Here is a 21,074-nt window from a genome sequence, read left to right as displayed (position 1 = left end):
GGGGCGGCGGGAGCATCTCGGCCGTCGGGATGCGCTGGTAGTCCATGCCCAGGCTGCGGAACAGCCGCTCGGCCGCACCGTCCTCTTCGGACGGGTACGCCACCCAGGGCTGACCGGCGGCGAAGTCGGAGTTGACGTACCGGTGGCCGCCGGGCGTCTGGGCCAGCACGTTCGCGGCGTTGGTGAACGCCTCGCGCCAGCGCTGGTCGCCGGCCGCGGCACCGTCCAGGACCGCCACGGTGAGCGCGCGGTCCTGCCCGTCGAGGGCGGCCCAGGCCCTGCCGACCTGGCACTCGCCCAGCACCTCGGTGAACCTGTACGGACCTTCCGGCTGCATGCCCCACTCCTCTGCTCACCCGCCGTGCGGATAGTACAGAGAGCACGCTCATCGGATCTCCCTGCGGTCGGGCCACTCTTGCGCTCTGAAAGTTTTCATGCATAGAGTCGCGGGGTGAATGAAAGCGGTGCGGCCTCCCCCGACCGCCTGCTCGACCTGTTCCACGGCGTACGGCTCACCCCGACCCAGCGCCGCATCGCCCACTGCCTGGTGCGGCACGCGGGCGCGGCGGCGTACCTGTCCGCCGCCGAGGTGGCCGAGCTGGCGGGCGTCAGCCAACCCTCGGTGACCCGGTTCGCCATGGCGCTCGGGCACGACGGCTATCCCGCGCTGCGCCGCCGCCTGCGGGAACTCACGGTCACCGGGTCGGCCGGACCGGCCGGCGGCAATGCCCTGCAACGGGCGGTGCACGCCGAGCGGGACAATCTCGACCGGCTCGCCGCGCAGCTCGCCGACGCCGGCCGGGTCGCCGAGGTGGGCAAGCTGCTCGCGGCCAGCCGCCCGCTGCCGGTGCTCGGGCTGCGCGCCGCCGCGCCGCTGGCCGCGTACTTCGCGTACTTCGCCGCGAAGGTGCACCCGGACGTGCGGGTCCTCGACGACGGCGGCAGCATGCTGGTCGACCGCCTGGACCAGGCCGTCGCGGCCGGCGCCACGGCGATGCTCGCGTTCGTGCTGCCCCGCTACCCCCGGGAGACCCTCGACGCGCTGCGCGAGGCCCGGGACGCCGGGCTGACCGTCGTGGCGATCACCGACTCGCCGGTGAGCCCGGCCACCGAGCACGCCGAGGTGGTGCTGCCCGCCGCCGTCGGCGCCGACCTGGTCTTCGACCTGCACACCGCACCGATGACGTTGGCCATGGTGGTGCTCCAGGCGATCTGCGACGCCGCACCGGCCGAGACCCAGAACCGGCTCGAGGCGTTCGAGTCGTCCGCCGCCCGCCGCCAGTTGTTCCTCGGCTGAGAGGAGTACGAGATGCACCAGCCCGTCCGCGCCGCCCGCGGCACCGCACGCACCGCGAAGGGGTGGCCGCAGGAGGCCGCCCTGCGGATGCTGATGAACAATCTCGACCCGGAGGTGGCCGAGCGCCCCGAGGACCTGGTGGTCTACGGGGGCACCGGCAGGGCGGCCCGGGACTGGCCGTCGTACCACGCGCTGGTGCGGACGCTGACCGACCTGCGCGACGACGAGACGATGCTCGTGCAGTCGGGCCGCCCGGTCGGGGTGATGCGCACCCACGAGTGGGCGCCCCGCGTGCTGCTGGCCAACTCCAACCTGGTCGGCGACTGGGCCACCTGGCCCGAGTTCCGCCGGCTGGAGTCGCTGGGCCTGACCATGTACGGGCAGATGACCGCCGGTTCCTGGATCTACATCGGCACCCAGGGCATCCTCCAGGGCACGTACGAGACGTTCGCCGCGGTCGCCGCCAAGCGCTTCGAGGGCACGCTCGCCGGCACGTTGACGCTCACCGCCGGGTGCGGCGGGATGGGTGGGGCGCAGCCGCTCGCGGTCACCATGAACGGTGGCGCCTGCCTGATCGTGGACGTGGACCGGTCCCGGCTGGAGCGGCGGGCGCACGACCGCTACCTGGACGAGATCGCCGACTCGCTCGACGACGCGGTGGAGCGGGCGCTGGCCGCGAAGCGGGACCGGCGGGCGCTCAGCGTCGGAGTGGTCGGCAACGCGGCCACCGTCTTCCCGGAGCTGCTGCGCCGGGGTGTGGCCGTCGACATCGTGACCGACCAGACCAGTGCGCACGACCCGCTGTCGTACCTGCCGGAGGGCGTGGAGCCGGCCGACGCGCGGGACTACGCGGCGGCCAAGCCGGCCGAGTTCACCGACCGGGCGCGGGCGTCGATGGCGAAGCACGTGGAGGCGATGGTCGGCTTCCTGGACGCCGGCGCGGAGGTCTTCGACTACGGCAACTCGATCCGGGGCGAGGCCAAGCTCGGCGGGTACGAGCGGGCGTTCGACTTCCCCGGGTTCGTGCCCGCGTACATCCGGCCGCTGTTCTGCGAGGGCAGGGGCCCGTTCCGCTGGGCCGCGCTCTCCGGCGACCCGAAGGACATCGCGGCCACCGACCGCGCCATCCTCGACCTGTTCCCGGAGAACGAGTCCCTCGCCCGGTGGATCCGGATGGCCGGCGAGCGGGTCGCGTTCCAGGGCCTGCCGGCGCGGATCTGCTGGCTCGGCTACGGCGAGCGCGACCGAGCCGGGGTGCGGTTCAACGAGATGGTGGCCTCCGGCGAGCTGAGCGCGCCCGTGGTGATCGGCCGGGACCACCTGGACTGCGGCAGCGTCGCCAGCCCTTACCGGGAGACCGAGGCGATGGCCGACGGCTCCGACGCGATCGCCGACTGGCCGCTGCTGAACGCGCTGGTCAACACCGCGAGCGGCGCGTCCTGGGTGTCCATCCACCACGGCGGCGGCGTGGGCATCGGCCGGTCCATCCACGCCGGCCAGGTCTGCGTGGCCGACGGGACCGCGCTGGCCGGGCAGAAGATCGAGCGGGTGCTCACCAACGACCCGGCGATGGGCGTGATCCGGCACGTCGACGCCGGCTACGACGACGCCCGCGAGGTCGCCGAGCGCACCGGCGTGCGCGTGCCCATGACCGAGGGTGACCTGTGACCGACCTGGCGGAGCGGTTCCGCGCGCTGTGGGACGAGATCGCCCCGGTCGGGCGGGACGCCGGCAGCGGCGGTTACCTGCGCTACGCGCTCACCGAGCCGGAGCGCACGCTGCGCGCCTGGTTCCGGGAGCAGGCCGACCGGCGGGGCATGCCGGTGTCGCAGGACGGCAACGGCAACCTGTTCGGCTGGTGGGGCGACCCGGCGGCCGGGGACGCGGTGCTGACCGGCAGCCACTTCGACTCGGTGCCGCACGGCGGCGCGTACGACGGTCCGCTCGGCATCGTCAGCGCGTTCCTCGCCGTGGACGAGCTGCGGGCCGCGGGCGTCACCCCGGACCGGCCGGTGGTGGTGGCCGCGTTCGTGGAGGAGGAGGGCGCGCGGTTCGGCGTACCCTGCCTGGGGTCGAGGCTGCTCACCGGCGAGATCGACGTCGACCGCGCGGCCGGGCTGCGCGACCAGGCCGGGACGACCTTCGCCGAGGCGCTGGGCGAGCGGCCGGCGGGCGCCGACCCGGCGCTGCTCGGCCGCCTCGCGGCCTTCGTGGAGCTGCACGTCGAGCAGGGCCGCGCGCTCGTCGACCTGGACGCGCCGGTCGCTGTGGCGTCGGCGATCTGGCCGCACGGCCGGTGGCGGTTCGACTTCACCGGCGAGGGCAACCACGCGGGTACGACCCGGATGGCCGACCGCCGCGACCCGATGCTCACCTACGCGTTCACAGTGCTGGCGGCGAACAAGGAGGCCCGGCTGCGCGACGCGCACGCCACGGTGGGCCGGGTGTCGGTCGAGCCGAACGCCACGAACGCGATCCCGTCCCGGGTCACCGGCTGGCTGGACGCGCGGGCGGCCGAGGCGGAGACGCTGTACGGTCTGGTCGAGGCGGTACGCACCAAGGCCGCCGACCGGGCCGGCCGCGACGGCACCGCGCTGACCTGCACGCAGGAGTCGGCGACCCCGCTCGTCGCGTTCGACCACGGGCTGGCCGACCGGCTGGCCGCGCTGCTCGGCGCGCCGGTGCTGCCCACCGGCGCCGGGCACGACGCGGGTGTGCTGGCGGCGCACCTGCCCACCGCGATGCTGTTCGTGCGCAACCCGACCGGGGTGTCGCACTCCCCCGCCGAGGCGGCCACCGACGCCGACTGCGCCGCCGGGGTGGCCGCCCTGGCCCGGGTGCTGGAGGAGCTGGCATGCCGCTGACCCGCTGGCTGGCCGAGTACGCCTGGCTGCCCGACCGCGCCGAGCCCACCCGGGACGTGCTGATCGAGGCGACCGACGGGCGGCTCACCGCTGTCACCCCGCTGACCGTGGACGGTCCGCCGACCGCCGGGGTCGAGGTGCTCGCCGACGCGGTCCGGCTGCCCGGGCTGACGCTGCCCGGCCTCGCAAACGCCCACTCGCACGCGTTCCACCGGGCGCTGCGCGGGCGCACCCACGACGGGCGCGGCGACTTCTGGTCCTGGCGCAGCCTGATGTACGCCGTCGCGATCCGGCTCGACCCGGACTCCTACCTGGCGCTGGCCCGCGCCGTGTACGCGGAGATGGCGCTGTCCGGGATCACCTGCGTGGGCGAGTTCCACTACCTGCACCACGGTCCCGGCGGCACCCCGTACGACGACCCGAACGCCATGTCCGCCGCGCTCGTGGAGGCCGCCGCGCACGCCGGGATCCGGCTCACGCTGCTGGACACCGCGTACCTGGCCGGGGGCGTGGACGGCACTCCGCTGGCCGGGCCGCAACGCCGGTTCGGCGACGGCGACGCGCTGCGCTGGGCGCAGCGGGTGGACGCGTTCCGCCCGGCCGACGACCACGTCCGGCTCGGCGCGGCCATCCACTCGGTGCGCGCGGTCCCGGCCGAGCAGCTCGCCACCGTGGCGGGCTGGGCCGACCGCAACGGGCTGCCGCTGCACGTGCACCTGTCCGAGCAGCCGGCCGAGAACGACGCCTGCCGGGCCGTGCACGGGTGCACGCCGACTCGGCTGCTGGCCGACCACGGCGTGCTCGGCCCGCACACCACGGCCGTGCACGCCACCCACCCGACCGCCGCCGACGTGGCGCTGCTCGGCGACAGCCGTACCCGGGTCTGCGTCTGCCCCACCACCGAACGCGACCTGGCCGACGGGATCGGCCCGGTGCGCCGGATGGCCGACGCGGGCAGCCCGCTCAGCCTCGGCAGCGACAGCCACGCCGTGGTGGACCTGTTCGAGGAGGCCCGCGCGGTCGAGATGGACGAGCGGCTGCGTACCCGGCGGCGGGGGCACTTCAAACCGGCCGAGCTGGTCACCGCCGCCACCGTCGGCGGGCACGCCGCGCTGGGCTGGGGCGACGCCGGCCGGCTCGCCGTCGGGCAGCGCGCCGACCTGGTCACGGTACGGCTGGACAGCGCCCGCACCGCCGGGATCCCGCCGGTCGGCGCGTTCTTCGCCGCCACCGCCGCCGACGTGACGAGCGTCGTGGTCGACGGCCGGCCCGTGGTGGACGGCGGCCGGCACCTGACCGTGGACGTGCCCACCGAGCTGCGGGACGCGATCGCGGCGGTGACGGCGAAGGAGGACTCGTGACGCGCGGCAGCCTGCTCGTCGACCACATCGGCGAGCTGGTCACCAACGACGGCCGCGACGGCGACCCGCTGGGTGTCCGCCGCGACGCCGCCCTGCTCGTCGAGGACGGCGAGGTGGCCTGGACCGGTCCGGCCCGGCACGCGCCCGCCGCCGACCGGCGGATCGACGCCGGCGGCGCCGCGGTGCTGCCCGGCTTCGTGGACAGCCACGCCCACCTGGTCTTCGCCGGGGACCGGGCGGCCGAGTTCGCCGCCCGGATGGCCGGCGAGCGGTACACCGGCGGCGGCATCCGCACCACCGTCGGCGCCACCCGCGCCGCCTCCGACGACGACCTGCGCGCCACAGTGGGGCGGCTGCGCGCGGAGATGCTGCGGCAGGGCACCACCACCGTCGAGATCAAGAGCGGGTACGGCCTCAACGTCGCCGACGAGGCCCGCTCGCTGCGGATCGCCGCCGAGTTCACCGGCGACACCACGTTCCTCGGCGCGCACGTCGTCCCCGCCGAGTACGCCGACCGCCCGGACGACTACGTGGGCCTGGTGTGCGGGCCGATGCTGGCCGCCGCCGCGCCGTACGCCCGCTGGATCGACGTGTTCTGCGAGCGGGGCGCGTTCGACGCCGACCACGCGCGGGCCATCCTCGCCTGCGGGCAGGCCGCCGGTCTGGGCGTACGGCTGCACGCCAACCAGCTCGGTCCCGGGCCGGGCGTGCGGCTCGGCGTGGAGCTGGGAGCGGCCAGCGTCGACCACTGCACCCACCTGACTGACGCCGACGTCGACGCGCTGGCCGGTTCGGAGACTGTCGCCACGCTGCTGCCGGGCGCCGAGTTCTCCACCCGGTCGCCGTACCCGGACGCCCGGCGGCTGCTCGACGCGGGCGTCACGGTCGCGCTGGCCACCGACTGCAACCCCGGTTCGTCGTACACGTCGTCGATGCCGTTCTGCGTCGCGCTCGCCGTACGCGAGATGCGGATGACCCCGGCGGAGGCGGTGTGGGCCGCGACCGCCGGCGGGGCGGCGGCGCTGCGCCGCACCGACGTGGGGCGGCTGACCCCCGGGGCGCGGGCCGACCTGATCATCCTCGACGCCCCGTCCCACCTGCACCTGGCCTACCGGCCGGGCGTGCCACTGATCCGCCAGGTCCTGCACAACGGAGTACCGCGATGACCACAGTGACCATCCTGTCCACCGGCGTCACAGCCGCCGACGTGCTCGCGGTGGCCCGCGGCACCGCCAAGGTCGTGCTCGACCCGGCCGCCACCGAGGCGATGGCCACCTCGCGGTCCATCGTGGACGGCATCGAGGCGGCCGGCCGCCCGGTGTACGGCGTCTCCACCGGCTTCGGCGCCCTCGCCAACACGTTCGTCGCCCCGGAGCGCCGGGCCGAGCTTCAGCACGCGCTGATCCGCTCGCACGCCGCCGGGGTGGGCGCGCCGATGCCGCGCGAGGTGGTACGCGCCATGATGCTGCTGCGGGTCCGCTCGCTGGCGCTCGGCCGCTCCGGGGTCCGCCCGCTGGTCGCCGAGGCGCTCGTGGACCTGCTCAACCACGAGGTCACCCCGTGGGTGCCCGAGCACGGCTCGCTCGGCGCGTCCGGCGACCTGGCGCCGCTGGCGCACTGCGCGCTGGTGCTGCTCGGCGAGGGCTGGGTGCTCGGCCCGGCCGGTGACCGCATCCCGGCCGCCGACGCGCTGCACCGGGTCGGGCTGAAGCCGGTGTCGCTCGCCGCCAAGGAGGGGCTGGCGCTGATCAACGGCACCGACGGCATGCTCGGCATGCTGCTGCTCGCGGTCTCCGACGCCCGGCACCTGTTCGCCATGGCGGACGTGACGGCGGCGCTGGCCATCGAGGCGATGCTCGGGTCGGAGCGGCCGTTCCTGCCCGAGCTGCACGCGATCCGCCCGCACCCCGGTCAGGCCGCGTCGGCGGCGAACATCCACCGGCTGTTGCAGGGCTCGGCGGTGATGGACTCGCACCGCGACGACCTGGCACACGCGGTGCAGGACGCGTACTCGATGCGCTGCGCCCCGCAGGTGGCCGGCGCAGCCCGGGACACGCTCGACTTCGTCGAGGTGGTGGCCGGTCGGGAGCTGCTGTCGGTGGTGGACAACCCGGTGGTGCTGCCGGACGGGCGGGTCGAGTCGACAGGCAACTTCCACGGTGCGCCGCTCGGCTTCGCCGCCGACTACCTGGCCATCGCCGCCGCCGAGGTGGGCGCGATCGCCGAGCGCCGGGTGGACCGGCTGCTCGACGTGGCCCGCAACCGTGACCTGCCGGCGTTCCTCTCCCCGGACCCCGGGGTGAACTCCGGGCTGATGATCGCCCAGTACACCGCCGCCGGGATCGTGGCGGAGAACCGCCGGCTCGCCGCACCCGCCTCGATCGACTCGCTGCCGACCAGCGGCATGCAGGAGGACCACGTCTCGATGGGCTGGGCGGCCACCAAGAAGCTGCGCACCGTGCTGGACAACCTGACCAGCCTGCTCGCGGTGGAACTGCTGGCGGCCGTACGCGGACTCCAGCTCCGCGCGCCGCTGACGCCGTCACCGGCCGGTCGGGCGGCGCTCGACGCGCTCGGCGGCACCATCGGCGAGCCGGGGCCGGACGTGTTCCTCGCGCCGCTGATGGAGGCCGCGCGGGACGTGGTGCGCGGCCCGGAGCTGCGCGCGGCGATCGAACGGGAGATCGGCCCGCTCGGCTGAGCGGGCCGATACCGACCCTCCGGCCGGGCGTCCAAGCGGTGCCCGGCCGGCGTCCGGGAGCGGGTCAGGCGGCGGGTGGGAGCACCTTCGCGACCAGCTTGGCCAGTTCCCGCAGCGCCTTGCCGCGGTGGCTGACCGCGTCCTTCTCCTCCGGCGTCAGCTCCGCGTTGGTGCGCTCCTGGCCGTCGCCGAGGAAGATCGGGTCGTAGCCGAAGCCGCCGTCGCCGCGCGGCGCGCGCAGCAGCCGGCCGGACTGACGGCCGTCGACCAGGTGCTCCTTGCCGCCGGGCAGCACCAGCGCGACGGTGCAGACGAACGCCGCACCCCGGTGCTCGTCCGGCACGTCGGCGACCTGGTCCAGCACGAGCTGGAGGTTGGCGTGGTCGTCGCCGTGCCGGCCGGACCAGCGGGCGCTGAACACACCCGGCATGCCGTTGAGCGCGTCCACCGCCAGCCCGGAGTCGTCCGCGATGGTCGGCATACCGGTACGCCGGCAGCCCTCCCGCGCCTTGATCAGCGCGTTCTCACCGAACGTGAGGCCGGTCTCCGGCAGCTCCGGGTACTCCTCGACGTCGTCGAGGCCGAGCAGGGCGATCCGGTGCGCGCCGAGCGCGCCGTCCAGGATCCGCTGGAGTTCGACCAGCTTCTTCCGGTTCCGGGTGGCGAGCAGGATCTTGTTCACGAGAGCGCCTTCCGCTGCGCGTCGGCCAGTTCCAGACAGCCCGCCACGCCCAGGTCGAGCAGCGCGTCGAGCTGGTCGCGGGCGAAGACGCCCGCCTCGCCCGTACCCTGCACCTCGACGAAGTCGCCGGTGCCGGTGCAGACCACGTTCATGTCGACCTCGGCGGTGACGTCCTCGGCGTAGCAGAGGTCGAGCATCGGCTCGCCGCCGATCACGCCGACGCTCACCGCGGCCACCGAGCGGTGCATCACCTTCTCCACCTTGCCGGCCAGCGACTTGCGCTCGGCCAGCCAGGTCACCGCGTCGTGCAGTGCGACGTACGCGCCGGTGATCGCGGCGGTACGGGTGCCGCCGTCGGCCTGGAGCACGTCGCAGTCCAGCACGATCGAGTTCTCGCCCAGCGCCTTCAGGTCGACGCAGGCGCGCAGGCTGCGGCCGATCAGCCGGGAGATCTCGTGCGTGCGCCCGCCGACCTTGCCGCGGACGCTCTCCCGGTCCGATCGAGTGTTCGTGGCCCGGGGCAGCATCGCGTACTCCGCGGTCACCCAGCCCAGCCCGGAGCCCTTGCGCCAGCGGGGCACGCCCTCGGTGACGCTCGCCGTGCAGAGGACCCGGGTCGCACCGAACTCGACGAGCACCGAGCCCTCCGGGTGGGTGCTCCAGCTCCGGGTCAGGGTCACCGGTCGGAGTTGGTCGGGCCGCCGCCCGTCAGGTCGCGCCATGCCTGCACCCTATGCGGTGCGGTGATCGCACCGCCCGCCGGTGCCCGCCGACACGACCCGGCCGCCGCCGGGCTCAGACGTCGTAGCAGGCGCCGGGCCGGACCACGTCCAGCGGCCCGGCGTACGCCCCGGCCGCCGCCTCCACGGTCTGCGACTCGCTGCCCCAGGCCGGTACGAGGTGGGTGAGCAGGAGCCGTCCCACGCCCGCCTTGGTGGCCGCCTCGCCGGCCTCCCGGCCGGTCAGGTGCAGGTCCGGCGGGTTCTCCACGCCGTCCATGTAGCTCGCCTCGCAGAGGAACACGTCGGCGTCCTGGGCCAGGCGCAGCAGCGCCTCGCAGGGCGCGGTGTCCGCGGAGTAGCAGAACACCCGGCCGCCGTGCTCCAGCCGCACCCCGTACGTCTCGACCGGGTGGTTCATCCGGTCGACGGTGACGGAGAACGGGCCGATCGGGAACGTGCCCGGCTGGAGGCCGTAGAACTGGTAGACGTCCTCCACCGAGCCCTCCTCCTGCCCGTACGCGGCGGCCAGCCGGTCGGGCGCGCCGGACGGGGCGTACATCGGCAGGGGCGGGTACGGGCCGTCCGGCGCGTACCGGCGTACCACCACGTAGGACACGGCGTCGAACATGTGGTCGCAGTGCAGGTGGGTGAGGAGGATGGCGTCGGGGGCGTGCAGCCCGACGTAACGCTGGAGCGTGGAGAGCGACCCCACCCCGAAGTCGATCAGAAGCCGGAAGCCGTCGGCTTCCATGAGATAGGCCGAACAGGGGGATTCGGGCCCCGGGAAGCTGCCCGCGCAGCCGAGGACGGTCAGTCTCATCCGGTGGCCTCGATCTCACGATGAGTAGTCGATGCGCCGGCGGCGGCCCCGCCGATGATCTCTACCGACGCGCTCGCCACGCTGCGCAGCCTACGCGTCGCCCCGGTCGAGCAAGAATCATCTGCCGGAAGTTGTCATCAACGTGACACCCATACACGTCCGCTCCGGACGAGACCGGCGGTCCGGCCGGCGGGCACGCCACCGGCCGGACCGGCCATCGGTCCGTCAGGCCCAGAGCTGACCGTCCAGGGCCTCCTCCGCGTCGGCGAGGGTGCCGCCGTACGCGCCGGTCGACAGGTACTTCCAGCCGCCGTCGCAGACCACGAACGCCACGTCCGCGCGGCGGCCGTCGCGGACCGCCTCGTGCGCCACCGCGAGCGCGGCGTGCAGGATGGCGCCGGTGGAGAACCCGGCGAAGATGCCCTCCACCTCGACGAGCTGCCGGGTACGCAGCACCGCGTCCCGGGTGCCCACTGAGAAGCGGCGGGACAGCACCCCGGCGTCGTACAGCTCGGGCACGTAACCCTCGTCGATGTTGCGCAGACCGTAGACCAGCTCGCCGTAGCGCGGCTCGGCCGCCACGATCTGGATGCCCTCGACCTTCTCCCGCAGGTAGCGCCCGGTGCCCATGAGCGTGCCGGTGGTGCCCAGCCCGGCCACGAAGTGGGTGATGCCCGGCAGGTCCTGGAGCAGCTCCGGCCCGGTCGTCTCGTAGTGCGCCCGGGCGTTCGCCTCGTTGCCGTACTGGTAGAGCATCACCCAGTCCGGGTGCTCGGCGGAGATCTGCTTCGCGGTCGCGACCGCCTGGTTCGAGCCGCCCGCGGCCGGCGAGAAGATGATCTCCGCGCCGTACATGCGGAGCAGCTGCACCCGCTCGGTGGAGACGTTCTCCGGCATCACGCAGACCAGCCGGTAGCCGCGCAGCTTCGCCACCATGGCCAGCGAGATGCCGGTGTTGCCGCTGGTCGGCTCCAGGATCGTGTCACCCGGACGCAGCCGGCCGGACTCCTCGGCCGCGCGGACCATGAACAGGGCCGCGCGGTCCTTGATGCTGCCGGTCGGGTTCCGGTCCTCCAGCTTGGCCCAGAGCCGCACCGGCGGCGCGCCCTCGGGCACCGTCGGCGAGAGCCGGGGCAACCCGACCAGCGGTGTGCCGCCGCAGGCGTCGAGCAGGCTGTCGTACCGCGCCATCGCGGGCCCCCTCAGCGGGCGGCGCGCGTGGAGACCGCGTGCGAGGCGATCGCTGCGGCGGCCGCGAAGCCGAACGCGCCACCGGCGACGGCCGGCAGGATGGTCACGCTGTCGCCGTCGTTGAGCTTGGCGTCGAGCGCGCCCAGGAAGCGGACGTCCTCGTCGTTGACGTAGACGTTGACGAACCGGTGCAGTGCGCCCGCGTCGGTGACCAGACGGGCCTTCAGGCCGCCGTGCCGGGAGTCCAGGTCGGCGATCAGGTCGGCGAGCGTGTCGCCGCTGCCCTCGACGACCTTCGCGCCGCCGGTGTAGCTGCGCAGGATGGTGGGGATGCGAACCTCGATGGCCATGGTGTCTCGTGCTCCTCGTTCGGGATCGTGCCAGGTGACGGGAAAAGGAAGGTGCCGGCGCTGAAGGTCAGCGGTCGGAACACTCGTAGTCGACCGTCGCCGGGCTCTGCCCGAACATGTAGGACTGGACGGCGTTCGGGTCCACGGCGGCATCCACGATCTCCACCGGTTCCTCGGTGACCACGCCGTCGACGATCCGGAAGGAGCGGATCTCCTCGGTGTCGGGCTCGCGGGTCGAGACGAGCAGGTAGTGCGCGCCCGGCTCGCCGGCGAAGGAGACGTCCGTACGCGACGGGTAGGCCTCCGTCGCGGTGTGCGAGTGGTAGATGACGACCGGTTCCTCGTCGCGGTCGTCCATCTCGCGCCACACCCGCAACTGCTCCATCGAGTCGAACTCGTAGAACGTCATGGAGCGGGCGGCGTTGTCCATCGGGATGTGCCGGGTCGGGGTGTCGCTGCCGACGGGACCGGCGACCACGCCGCACGCCTCGTCCGGGTGGTCCCGGCGCGCGTGGGCGACGATCGCGTCGATGATCGACCGGTCGATGCTCAGCACGCCGCCAAGCCTAGCGCCTGGCCCTCCCGGGCGGCGAGGTGGCAACCGTCACCACTCAGTCGATGAGCGCGTTGAGCAGGGATTCCTGGAGATATCCGAGATAGGCGTAGACCGACAGTTGGAACACCCGGGACGAACCCGGGTCCGCGGCCACCGCGTCGTCGAGCTCCTCGCCCAGGTCGGTGCCGTCCTTGATCTCCAGGCGTACGCCCATCGCCAGCCGGGCGTCGTTCAGCGCCCGCAGCCACGCCTCGGCCGCCTCCGCGTCCAGCCGCACCTCGCCGCCGGCGTCCCCGTCGGGCAGCGCGGCGAGGACCGCGCCCGCCTGGTCGATCTTGCCGGTCTTCAGGTCGCCCTCGGTGTAGCGGCGGAACTCGGCGGTGCCGGCGTCGTCGTCCGGGTAGACGTCGGGGAACAGCCGCCCGACCACCGGGTCGCCGTGGTCGAAGCCGTCGGTCAGCAGACCGACCACCTCGTTGGCGACCTTGCGCAGCACCCGGACCTCGTCGACCGCGAACGTGGCCACGTAGTGGTCGCCCCGGCGGCGGAACATGCTCATGAGCGGTCCACCGTCGCCCAGAGCCCGTACGCGTGCAGTTGCGCCGCGTCGTGCTCCATCCGTTCCCGGGCGCCGCTGGAGACCACGGCCTTGCCCTTGTGGTGCACGTCCAGCATGAGCCGCTCCGCCTTCTCCCGGCTGTACCCGAAGAGCTTCTGGAACACCCAGGTCACATACGTCATCAGGTTGACCGGATCGTCCCAGACGATGGTCACCCATGGCCGGTCGGAGACCGGCACCTCTTCGGTGTCCGGCGTCTCGACCGGCGCAACCTGTGGAGCCGCCATGCCCCCCATCGTGCCACCGGATCCGGGGAACCGATGAACCGGAACCGCGCGCGGGTCGTCGTCACCCGCCCGGGCCGCGTACGCGAGCCCGGGTCGCCGTGTGCCGGCGCCGTGGTCAGGCAAGCAGGATGCCGTGGTCGACCGCATCGGCGAGCACCGCGCCCAGCGAGAGACGGATCACCTCGAAGCGGCGGGACACCTCGCGGGACAGTTCGAGTTCGACCTCACGCAACGCGCGCTGGGCCCAGGAGCGAGCGGCGTTCGGGTCGTTGTTGCCGGGCGCCCGCCAGTGCTGCCAGCAGCCGCCGTTGAGGGCGACGCCGACCGGCGGGAGCACCTCGTCGCGCTGCGCACCGGGCAGCCCGGCCAGCGCGTCCAGGGCGCCGGCGCCGGTCAGCCCGGCGACCCCGGCAGTGCTGGTCACCAGGAGTACCCGGTCCAGCTCGGGGGCGTCCGGGTGGTCGGCCAGGCCCCAGCGCACCGCGTGGATGATCCGCCGGCGTACGCCCTCGGCCAGCGGCGCGCCGAAGACCCGGGCGGCGGCCTCGTCGACCAGGCCCCGCACCGCCTCGTCGCACTGGGCGGTGGCGAGCAGCGACAGCGCCTCCAGCTCGCGGTCGAGCATCTGCGGCAGGCCGGCGCAGCCGACCCCGAAGACGATCTCCTGCACCACCCGCAGGTGGATGTTGGCGAGCTCCAGGGCGAGGTGCTGACGGATCCGGCGGGCGCAGGCGCGGGCCTGACGGTCGACCCGGTCGGCCAGCTCGCCCGGCTCGACGCCGGCGAGCACCGGCACCCGGCCGTGTGCTCCGGCCGGCACCGGCGGGCGGGCGCTGCCGCGTCGCAGCACCTCGTCGGCGGCCCAGCCCACCAGCGCGCGGCGCAGCTGCGGCAGCTCGGCGCGGCGGGCCGGGAACCACCGGGCCGGGGTGAGCGCCGGCACCGCGGCCAGCAGCGCCGCGCGGTGCGCCTCGATGGAGACCGACACCGGGTCGAGCCGGCGGGTCGACCCGTTCGGGCCGGACGCGGCCCGGTCCTGGGCCCGCGCGCCGTCGGCCGGCGCGGCCGGGCCGGTCACGCCGGGCGTGACGGCGAAGAACACCTCGACGCGGGCACGCGCCACCTCGGCGAGCAGGTGCAGCTCGGCCGCGCTGAACGCCTGGTCGGCGGAGATCACGAAGAGCAGCGCGCCGGCCCTGCCGACGGCGTCGCGCAGCACCCGGCCGCCGGCCACGCCGAGCGTGCCGGTGTCCGGCGTGTCGAGCACCGCGAAGTGGCGCAGCAGCGGATCGGGCAGGCTCAGTTCCACCCGGCGCGGCGGCCGGGCCAGCGCCGGACCGGCGGCGAGCGGGTCGGCACCGTAGGCGTGCGGCTGGCGGTAGCCCGGGACGTACGCGGCGCGGGTCGCGGTGGCGGCGTGCTGGACCAGCAGGTTGCTTCCCGGCGGCACGGCGAGCGTCGCGGACTCGACCCCGAGCAGGCCGGCGATCAGCTCACGCCGGTTCGCGCCGGCCGGACCGGCGACGACCACCGCCATCGGCTCGTCCGGCCCGGGCACGGTCACCCCGAGCCGGGTCGGCAGCGGGGCGGATCCGGGTGGCTCGGCCTGCCGGCCTGGGTCGGGCACGTCGACCGAAGGGAGCGGACCTGGTGTCATCAGGTGGGCCTCCCGGTCGGGCGACCGGGGTGCCGGTCGCGGATTTTCCCTGGTTGCAGGGACTGCCGGAAGAGTACGGGTGTCGGCCATCCGACAACCAACACATCCGGTACTCACGGGTAATGAACAGATTACTCAACTTCACTGCGTGACGGTGCGGACGCGGACGGAACACGGTCGATATGCTGCATCGATGAGTAGGTGGGAGTTCGTCGGCCGTACTGATGAACTCAACCGTCTGTTGTCGGCGGTCGGCGGCCCGGAGGGGCGCGGGTTGCTCTTCAGCGGCGACGCCGGGGTCGGCAAGAGCCGCCTGCTGCGCGAGGGAGTGGCCGCGCTCTCCCCCGAGCGGTACGCAATCTGGTCCATCGCGGCCAGCGCCACCACCGCCGCGTTGCCGTTCGGCGGGCTGGTCCAGGTGCTGCCCGCCTCGCAGCCGCAGGGCCTGTCCCCCGCCGGGATCCTGCGCTGGGCCATGGACGTGCTCCAGGAACAGGCCGCCGGCCGGCCCATCGTGCTGGCCATCGACGACGCGCATCTGCTCGACCCGCCCTCGGCGGCGCTCGTGCACCTGGTCGCCCGCTCGGAGAACGCGTACGTCATCGGGACGCTGCGCAACGGCGAACAGGTCCCGCTGCCGATCCGCGCACTCTGGACCGACGACCTGGCCGACCTGGTCGAGCTGGCCCCGCTGTGCCGCAGCGAGACCACCGGGCTGCTCGCCGCCATCCTGGGCGGTCCCGTCGACGCCGGCTCCTCGGACCGGCTGTTCCAGCTCTCCGCGGGCAACCCGCTGCTGCTGCGGGAGCTGGTGCTGGCCGCCGACGACGAGCTGAACCGCAGGTACGGGATCTGGACGTGGACCGGCCGGCTGGAGCTGGCGCCCAGCCTCACCGAACTGATCGACACCCGGATCGGCCAGCTCACCCCCGGCGTCCGGGCGGTCGTCGAGCTGGTCGCCTTCGGCGAGCCGCTGGGCCTGCAACTGCTGGAACGCGCGGTCGACCCGGCGGACGTGGAGACCGCCGAGGAGCGCGGGCTCATCGCGCTGGTCCACGACGACCGGCGGCTCAACGTCCGCCTGGCGCACCCGCTCTACGGCGAGGTGATGCGCCGGCACTGCCCGGTCAGCCGCACCCGCCGGCTCCAGGCCACCCTGGCCGGGCTGCTGGAACAGGTCGGCAAGCGCCGCCGGGAGGACCTGCTGCGCGTCGCGGTGTGGCGGCTCGACTCGGGTACGGCGCAGGACGTGGCCCTGCTGCTCGAAGCGGCGGTGCAGGCGTTCGGCCGGTACGACGTGCCGCTGGCCACCCGGCTGGCCCGGGCCGCGCTGGAGGCCGGCGGCGGCACGGACGCGGCCGAACTGCTCGCCACCATCCTGATGTTCGGCGACCGGCCGGACGAGGCGCTCGGCGTGCTCGACCAGGTCGCCGGTGAGATCCACGACGAACGGCGGCGCAGCCGGTGGCTGACCGTCCGGGGCATGGTCAGCTACTGGGGACTCAACCGCGAGTCCACTGTGGAGGAGATCGCCGCGCGCGGCGAGGAGCTGGGCGACCCCGCCGACCGCGCCCGCGTACGCGCCTTCGAGGCCATCATGCGGCTGCACCGGCTCGACGTCGACGTGGCGGTCCGGCTGGCTCAGGAGGTGCTGGACCGGCCCGCCGCCCCGATGGCCGCCCGGGAGCTGGCCCGCTGCACGCTCGCCCACCTGCAGGCCGCGCAGGGGCAATACCAGCTCAGTGCCACCGCGATCGCCCGGGTGCAGGCCGAGGCCGCGTGCTGGCGGGCCGACATGCCCTACCTCCAGCTCGCCATGGAACTGGCCCGGGGCACCCGGCTGACGCTCTCCGGCGACCTGCCCGGCATCGACGCGATCGTCGCCGACGAGTTCGCCGACCTGGCCGGGGCCGGCGACTTCCGGCTCGGCACCGGCTACCTGGCCATCCTTCAGGCGTACGCGGCGCGGCTGCGCGGGCGCGGCGACGACGCGCTGCGGACCAGCCTGGAGGCGTGCGCGGTACTCGCCACCAGCCGGGTGTACGCGGGCCTCGCGCACGCCGAGCGCGCCCAGGCCGCCGCGCTGCGCGGCGACGCGACGCACGCGGCCGAGGCGATGGCCGAGGCGGACCGGACGCACGCACCCGGGATGGCCGTGCTCTACCCGTGGCTGGAGCAGGCCCGGGGCGCGGTCCAGGCCGCCACGGGTGACCTGCCGGCCGCGGTCAAGCACCTGTGCGCGCTCGCCGACCGGCTGCGCGAGGACGGCCTGGCCGGGCACGAGCTGCTCGTCCTGCTCGACCTGGTCCGGCTGGACCAGGCCGCCGCGCCGGTCGGCCCGACCTGCACCGACGGTGGCCGGCGCACAGTGGCGCAGCGCCTGGCCGAACTCTCCGAGCAGGTCGACGGCGTGCTGCCGCCGCTCGTCGCCCGGTTCGGCCGGGCCGCAGTCGACGGCTCCCCGGACGCGCTGCTCGCCGTCGCCGACGGCTTCGCCGACCGGGAACTGACCGTGTACGCGGCCGAGGCGACCGCCCTGGCGCTGCACCGGACACGACACGTCCGGGGCGGCGCCACCGGGCCGATCCGGGAACGCCTGGCCGATCTGCTGCGTCGCTGCGACGAGATCTCCACCCCGGCGCTGCGGCTGCTGCGCCCCACGCTCAGCGAACGGGAATGGGAGATCGCCCGCCTCGCCGCCGACGGCGTGACCAGCCGCGCCATCGCCGAACGGCTGTTCCTGTCCACGCGCACGGTGGAGAACCACCTCCAGCGCGTCTACAGCAAACTCGGCGTCGCCGGGCGCGGCGAGTTGCGGGCCGCACTGCGGTCCATGCCGGGGCACGACGGCGCGGATCCGGGCTGAACTCTAGGCTGGGGCGGTGAGCACCCTTCGTCCCGCGCTGCTGACCGACCACTACGAGCTGACCATGGTCAGCGCGGCCCTGCGTGACGGCACGGCCGACCGACGCTGCGTCTTCGAGGTGTTCAGCCGGCGGCTGCCGGCCGGGCGCCGGTACGGCGTGGTCGCCGGGACCGGCCGGCTGATCGAGATGATCCGCGACTTCCGGTTCGACCCGGCGGAGATCGACTTTCTGCGCCGTACCGGAGTGGTGGACGAGCCGGCCGCGCAGTGGCTGGCCGACTACCGGTTCACCGGCGACATCGACGGCTACGCCGAGGGCGAGCTGTTCTTCCCCGGCTCCCCGATCCTCACCGTGTCGGGCACGTTCGCCGAGTGCGTGGTGCTGGAGACGCTCGTGCTGTCGGTGCTCAACCACGACTGCGCGGTCGCCGCCGCCGCGGCCCGGATGGTCACCGCCGCCCGGGGCCGGGCGCTGATCGAGATGGGCTCCCGCCGGGCACACGAGGAGGCCGCCGTCGCCGCGGCGCGGTCCGCGTACCTGGCCGGGTTCCGGTTCACCTCCAACCTGGCCGCCGGGCAGCGCTACGGCATCCCCACCGCGGGCACCGCCGCCCACGCCTTCACGCTGCTGCACGACGACGAGCGGGCCGCGTTCGCCTCCCAGGTCGCCACGCTGGGCAAGGACACCACGCTGCTCGTCGACACGTACGACATCGCCCAGGGCATCCGCAACGCCATCGCGGTGGCCGGGCCGGAGCTGCGGGCGGTCCGGATCGACTCCGGCGACCTCGCGGTGATCGCCCAGCAGTCCCGCGAGCTGCTCGACTCGCTCGGCGCCACCGAGACGAAGATCATCGTCTCCGGCGACCTCGACGAGTACGCCATCGCCGCGCTCGCCGCCGAACCGGTGGACATGTACGGCGCCGGCACCGCCGTGGTGACCGGCTCCGGAGCGCCCACCGCCGGCCTGGTCTACAAGCTGGTCGAGGTGGAGGGGCGGCCGGTGGTCAAGCGCTCCGAGCACAAGGCCACCATCGGCGGCCGGAAGGTCGCGGTCCGCCGGCACAAGCCGACCGGCACCGCCACCGAGGAGGTCATCGTGCCGCAGGGCGTGCCGGACCGGCAGCCCAACGACCGGTTGCTCCAGCACTCGTACGTGGTGTCCGGCGAGCCGGAGACGCTGCCCACGCTGGAGGAGTCCCGGGACCACCTGCGCCAGTGCCTGATCTCCATCCCGTGGGAGGGGCTCAAGCTCTCCGCCGGAGATCCGGCCGTACCGGTGACCGTCGTACCCGCGAGCTGAGGAGGAACCCGTCAGATGGCGAACGCCCTGATCATCGTGGACGTGCAGAACGACTTCTGCGAGGGCGGCTCCCTCGCGGTCGGTGGCGGAGCCGGCGTGGCCGCCGGCATCTCCCGGCTGCTCGCCGCCGAGCCGGACCGGTGGGACCACGTGGTCGCGACGAAGGACTACCACGTCGACCCGGGCGCGCACTTCGGCGACCCGCCGGACTACGTCGACTCCTGGCCCCGGCACTGCGTGGTCGGCACCTCCGGTTCCGAGTTCCACCCCGAACTGGCGACCGACCGGGTGGAGACGATCTTCCACAAGGGCGAGCACGCGGCCGCGTACTCCGGTTTCGAGGGGCACGCCCCCGACGGCGAGTGCCTGGCCGACTGGCTGCGGCGGCACGACGTGGACCGGGTCGACGTGGTCGGCATCGCCACCGACCACTGCGTGCGCGCCACCGCCCTGGACGCCGCCCGGGAGGGCTTCCGGACCACGGTGCTGCTCGACCTGACCGCCGCTGTCGCGCCGGACACGCTCGACGTGGCGCTGCGGGCGCTCGACGGCGCCGGGGTGACCATGGTGGGCGAGCCTGTGATCAGGACCGCTTGACCGGGTAATCGGTTGCGGGTGTCGTACCCCGGCCCCAGGATGGCGCCGGAGGTACGGTCCGTCGTGAATCTGAAGCCTTACCGGGAAGCGCTCGCGCTGCCCGGTCTCCGATCGTTGCTGCTGGTGTCGGTGCTGGCCCGTGTGCCGCTGACCGCCACCGGGGTGACGCTCACCTTCTACGTGGTGCTCGACCTGGGCCGCGGCTACGGCGCCGCCGGCCTGGTCGGCGCCGCGTCCACGATCGGCGCGGCACTCGGCGCCCCGCTGCTCGGGCGGCTCATCGACCGTCGAGGGCTGCGGCCGGTGCTGGTGCTCACCACAGTCGCCGAGGCGCTGTTCTGGTCCGCCGCGCCCACGCTGCCGTACCCGGTGCTGCTCCCCGCCGCGTTCCTCGCCGGGCTGCTCGCCCTGCCGATCTTCTCGATGGTCCGCCAGTCGATCGCCGCGCTCGTGCCGGTCGAGAAGCGCCGCCCCGCGTACGCGCTGGACTCGATGGCGGTGGAGTTGTCGTTCATGGTCGGCCCGGCGCTCGCCGTGGCCCTGGCCACCGCCGTCACGCCGCGCCTGACCCTCTGGGCGGTCGGCGCCGGGATCGTCGCCTCCGGCATCTGCTTCTGGCTGCTCAACCCTCCGATCCGGGCCGCCGACGAGCCCGCCGGACCGCCGCGCCCGGTGCACCGCCGCGAGTGGCTCACCCCGCGCCTGCTCGCCGTACTGGCGGTCAGTCTCGCCGCCACGCTGGTGCTCGGCGGCACCGACGTCGCGGTGGTCGCCGTGCTCCGGTCCGGTGGCGAGGTCGGCTGGACCGGCGCCGTGCTGGCCGCCTGGGCGGTCGCGTCGCTGGCAGGTGGCTTCGCCTACGGCGCGGTACGCCGCTCGTTCTCCCCGCTGGCACTGATGGCCGCGCTGAGCCTCACCACCATCCCGGTCGGGCTGGGCGGGTCGCACTGGTGGCTGCTCTGCCTCGCGCTGATCCCGGCCGGTGCGCTCTGCGCCCCCACCATCGCGTCCACCTCCGACGCGGTCAGCCGGCTGGCCCCGCCCTCGGTCCGGGGCCTGGCCATGGGCCTGCACGGCTCGGCGGTGACGGTCGGCATCGCGCTCGGCGCACCGCTGGCCGGCGCGGTGATCGACGCGACGGCGCCCGTGTGGGGCTTCGTGGTCACCGGCGCGATCGGCGCGCTGGTGGCGCTGGCGGTGCTCCCGATCGAGCTGCGCCACCGCCGCACCCCGGTCGACGCCCCGCCCGTGGACCCCGACC

Annotated in this window: 19 protein-coding genes and 1 pseudogene; 10 read left to right on the top strand and 10 right to left on the bottom strand. The window is 74.3% G+C overall.

Going from position 1 to position 21,074, the window contains the following annotated elements; genetic code table 11:
- A pseudogene (locus tag EAD96_RS01800) lies at nt 1-337 on the bottom strand (hypothetical protein); the annotation flags it as partial.
- A 114-nt stretch (nt 338-451) separates the two neighbouring features.
- Between EAD96_RS01800 and EAD96_RS01795 the strand changes: the two are divergent.
- The 6 genes from EAD96_RS01795 to hutH are packed head-to-tail and all read left to right on the top strand — an operon-like array spanning nt 452 to nt 8,223.
- Nucleotides 452-1,297, top strand: a complete 846-nt coding sequence (locus EAD96_RS01795; protein ID WP_121683039.1) for a MurR/RpiR family transcriptional regulator — start codon at nt 452-454, stop codon at nt 1,295-1,297.
- A 12-nt stretch (nt 1,298-1,309) separates the two neighbouring features.
- A complete protein-coding gene (gene hutU / locus EAD96_RS01790; RefSeq protein ID WP_121683038.1) occupies nt 1,310-2,965 on the top strand; it encodes a urocanate hydratase in 1,656 nt (551 codons plus the stop codon).
- On the top strand, nt 2,962-4,161 hold the full coding sequence (locus EAD96_RS01785; RefSeq protein ID WP_121683037.1) for an allantoate amidohydrolase: 1,200 nt from the start codon (nt 2,962-2,964) through the stop codon (nt 4,159-4,161). Before hutU ends, EAD96_RS01785 begins: the two co-directional genes overlap by 4 nt.
- Nucleotides 4,158-5,522, top strand: coding sequence for a formimidoylglutamate deiminase (locus tag EAD96_RS01780; RefSeq protein WP_199733038.1), 1,365 nt, complete (start codon nt 4,158-4,160; stop codon nt 5,520-5,522). Before EAD96_RS01785 ends, EAD96_RS01780 begins: the two co-directional genes overlap by 4 nt.
- Nucleotides 5,519-6,688, top strand: a complete 1,170-nt coding sequence (gene hutI, locus EAD96_RS01775) for an imidazolonepropionase (RefSeq protein ID WP_121683035.1) — start codon at nt 5,519-5,521, stop codon at nt 6,686-6,688. Before EAD96_RS01780 ends, hutI begins: the two co-directional genes overlap by 4 nt.
- Nucleotides 6,685-8,223, top strand: a complete 1,539-nt coding sequence (hutH, locus tag EAD96_RS01770) for a histidine ammonia-lyase (RefSeq protein ID WP_120571408.1) — start codon at nt 6,685-6,687, stop codon at nt 8,221-8,223. Before hutI ends, hutH begins: the two co-directional genes overlap by 4 nt.
- A gap of 64 nt (nt 8,224-8,287) precedes the next feature.
- Here hutH and rdgB read toward each other — a convergent pair whose 3' ends face one another.
- From rdgB to EAD96_RS01725, 9 genes are all read right to left on the bottom strand, one after another.
- The gene (gene rdgB / locus EAD96_RS01765) at nt 8,288-8,905 is read right to left on the bottom strand and encodes an RdgB/HAM1 family non-canonical purine NTP pyrophosphatase (RefSeq protein WP_121683034.1); all 618 of its coding nucleotides are present in this window, start codon (nt 8,903-8,905) and stop codon (nt 8,288-8,290) included.
- A complete protein-coding gene (gene rph, locus EAD96_RS01760) occupies nt 8,902-9,627 on the bottom strand; it encodes a ribonuclease PH (RefSeq protein ID WP_120571410.1) in 726 nt (241 codons plus the stop codon). Before rph ends, rdgB begins: the two co-directional genes overlap by 4 nt.
- A 73-nt stretch (nt 9,628-9,700) precedes the next feature.
- Entirely contained in the window at nt 9,701-10,447 is a 747-nt protein-coding gene (locus EAD96_RS01755; RefSeq protein ID WP_047892375.1) for an MBL fold metallo-hydrolase, read from the bottom strand.
- A gap of 225 nt (nt 10,448-10,672) precedes the next feature.
- Nucleotides 10,673-11,638: a PLP-dependent cysteine synthase family protein gene (locus EAD96_RS01750; protein ID WP_091329858.1), complete on the bottom strand. Its 966-nt coding sequence runs from the start codon at nt 11,636-11,638 to the stop codon at nt 10,673-10,675.
- Between the two features lie 11 nt (nt 11,639-11,649).
- The gene (locus EAD96_RS01745) at nt 11,650-11,988 is read right to left on the bottom strand and encodes a MoaD family protein (RefSeq protein ID WP_047892373.1); all 339 of its coding nucleotides are present in this window, start codon (nt 11,986-11,988) and stop codon (nt 11,650-11,652) included.
- Between the two features lie 67 nt (nt 11,989-12,055).
- Nucleotides 12,056-12,544 (bottom strand): Mov34/MPN/PAD-1 family protein, encoded by a 489-nt coding sequence (locus EAD96_RS01740; RefSeq protein WP_013284357.1) that lies wholly within the window; start codon nt 12,542-12,544, stop codon nt 12,056-12,058.
- Between the two features lie 55 nt (nt 12,545-12,599).
- The gene (locus EAD96_RS01735) at nt 12,600-13,103 is read right to left on the bottom strand and encodes a DUF2017 domain-containing protein (protein ID WP_013284356.1); all 504 of its coding nucleotides are present in this window, start codon (nt 13,101-13,103) and stop codon (nt 12,600-12,602) included.
- A complete protein-coding gene (clpS, locus tag EAD96_RS01730) occupies nt 13,100-13,390 on the bottom strand; it encodes an ATP-dependent Clp protease adapter ClpS (RefSeq protein ID WP_018786685.1) in 291 nt (96 codons plus the stop codon). Before clpS ends, EAD96_RS01735 begins: the two co-directional genes overlap by 4 nt.
- Nucleotides 13,391-13,505: 115 nt before the next feature.
- A complete protein-coding gene (locus tag EAD96_RS01725) occupies nt 13,506-15,017 on the bottom strand; it encodes a hypothetical protein (RefSeq protein ID WP_233585356.1) in 1,512 nt (503 codons plus the stop codon).
- A 223-nt stretch (nt 15,018-15,240) separates the two neighbouring features.
- Between EAD96_RS01725 and EAD96_RS01720 the strand changes: the two genes are divergently transcribed.
- The 4 genes from EAD96_RS01720 to EAD96_RS01705 form a co-directional block, all read left to right on the top strand.
- Nucleotides 15,241-17,913, top strand: coding sequence for a LuxR family transcriptional regulator (locus tag EAD96_RS01720; protein WP_121683032.1), 2,673 nt, complete (start codon nt 15,241-15,243; stop codon nt 17,911-17,913).
- A gap of 16 nt (nt 17,914-17,929) precedes the next feature.
- On the top strand, nt 17,930-19,216 hold the full coding sequence (locus EAD96_RS01715) for a nicotinate phosphoribosyltransferase (protein WP_120571413.1): 1,287 nt from the start codon (nt 17,930-17,932) through the stop codon (nt 19,214-19,216).
- A gap of 15 nt (nt 19,217-19,231) precedes the next feature.
- On the top strand, nt 19,232-19,813 hold the full coding sequence (locus tag EAD96_RS01710) for an isochorismatase family protein (RefSeq protein WP_121683031.1): 582 nt from the start codon (nt 19,232-19,234) through the stop codon (nt 19,811-19,813).
- Between the two features lie 39 nt (nt 19,814-19,852).
- Nucleotides 19,853-21,074: MFS transporter (locus EAD96_RS01705; RefSeq protein WP_147457824.1), on the top strand; the 1,222-nt coding region annotated here is incomplete at its 3' end.

It is taken from the genome of Micromonospora sp. BL1, from assembly GCF_003667485.1.
Lineage (GTDB): Bacteria > Actinomycetota > Actinomycetes > Mycobacteriales > Micromonosporaceae > Micromonospora > Micromonospora tulbaghiae.
This window is presented reverse-complemented; position numbering and strand designations above follow the sequence as displayed.

Coding starts and splice junctions, on each gene's coding strand:
- hutH (WP_120571408.1), top strand. CDS start 6,685: ATGACCACAGTGACCATCCTGTCCACCGGCGTCACAGCCGCCGACGTG.
- clpS (WP_018786685.1), bottom strand. CDS start 13,390: ATGGCGGCTCCACAGGTTGCGCCGGTCGAGACGCCGGACACCGAAGAG.
- EAD96_RS01710 (WP_121683031.1), top strand. CDS start 19,232: ATGGCGAACGCCCTGATCATCGTGGACGTGCAGAACGACTTCTGCGAG.
- rph (WP_120571410.1), bottom strand. CDS start 9,627: ATGGCGCGACCTGACGGGCGGCGGCCCGACCAACTCCGACCGGTGACC.
- hutU (WP_121683038.1), top strand. CDS start 1,310: ATGCACCAGCCCGTCCGCGCCGCCCGCGGCACCGCACGCACCGCGAAG.
- EAD96_RS01755 (WP_047892375.1), bottom strand. CDS start 10,447: ATGAGACTGACCGTCCTCGGCTGCGCGGGCAGCTTCCCGGGGCCCGAA.
- EAD96_RS01745 (WP_047892373.1), bottom strand. CDS start 11,988: ATGGCCATCGAGGTTCGCATCCCCACCATCCTGCGCAGCTACACCGGC.
- EAD96_RS01720 (WP_121683032.1), top strand. CDS start 15,241: ATGAGTAGGTGGGAGTTCGTCGGCCGTACTGATGAACTCAACCGTCTG.
- EAD96_RS01735 (WP_013284356.1), bottom strand. CDS start 13,103: ATGAGCATGTTCCGCCGCCGGGGCGACCACTACGTGGCCACGTTCGCG.
- EAD96_RS01750 (WP_091329858.1), bottom strand. CDS start 11,638: ATGGCGCGGTACGACAGCCTGCTCGACGCCTGCGGCGGCACACCGCTG.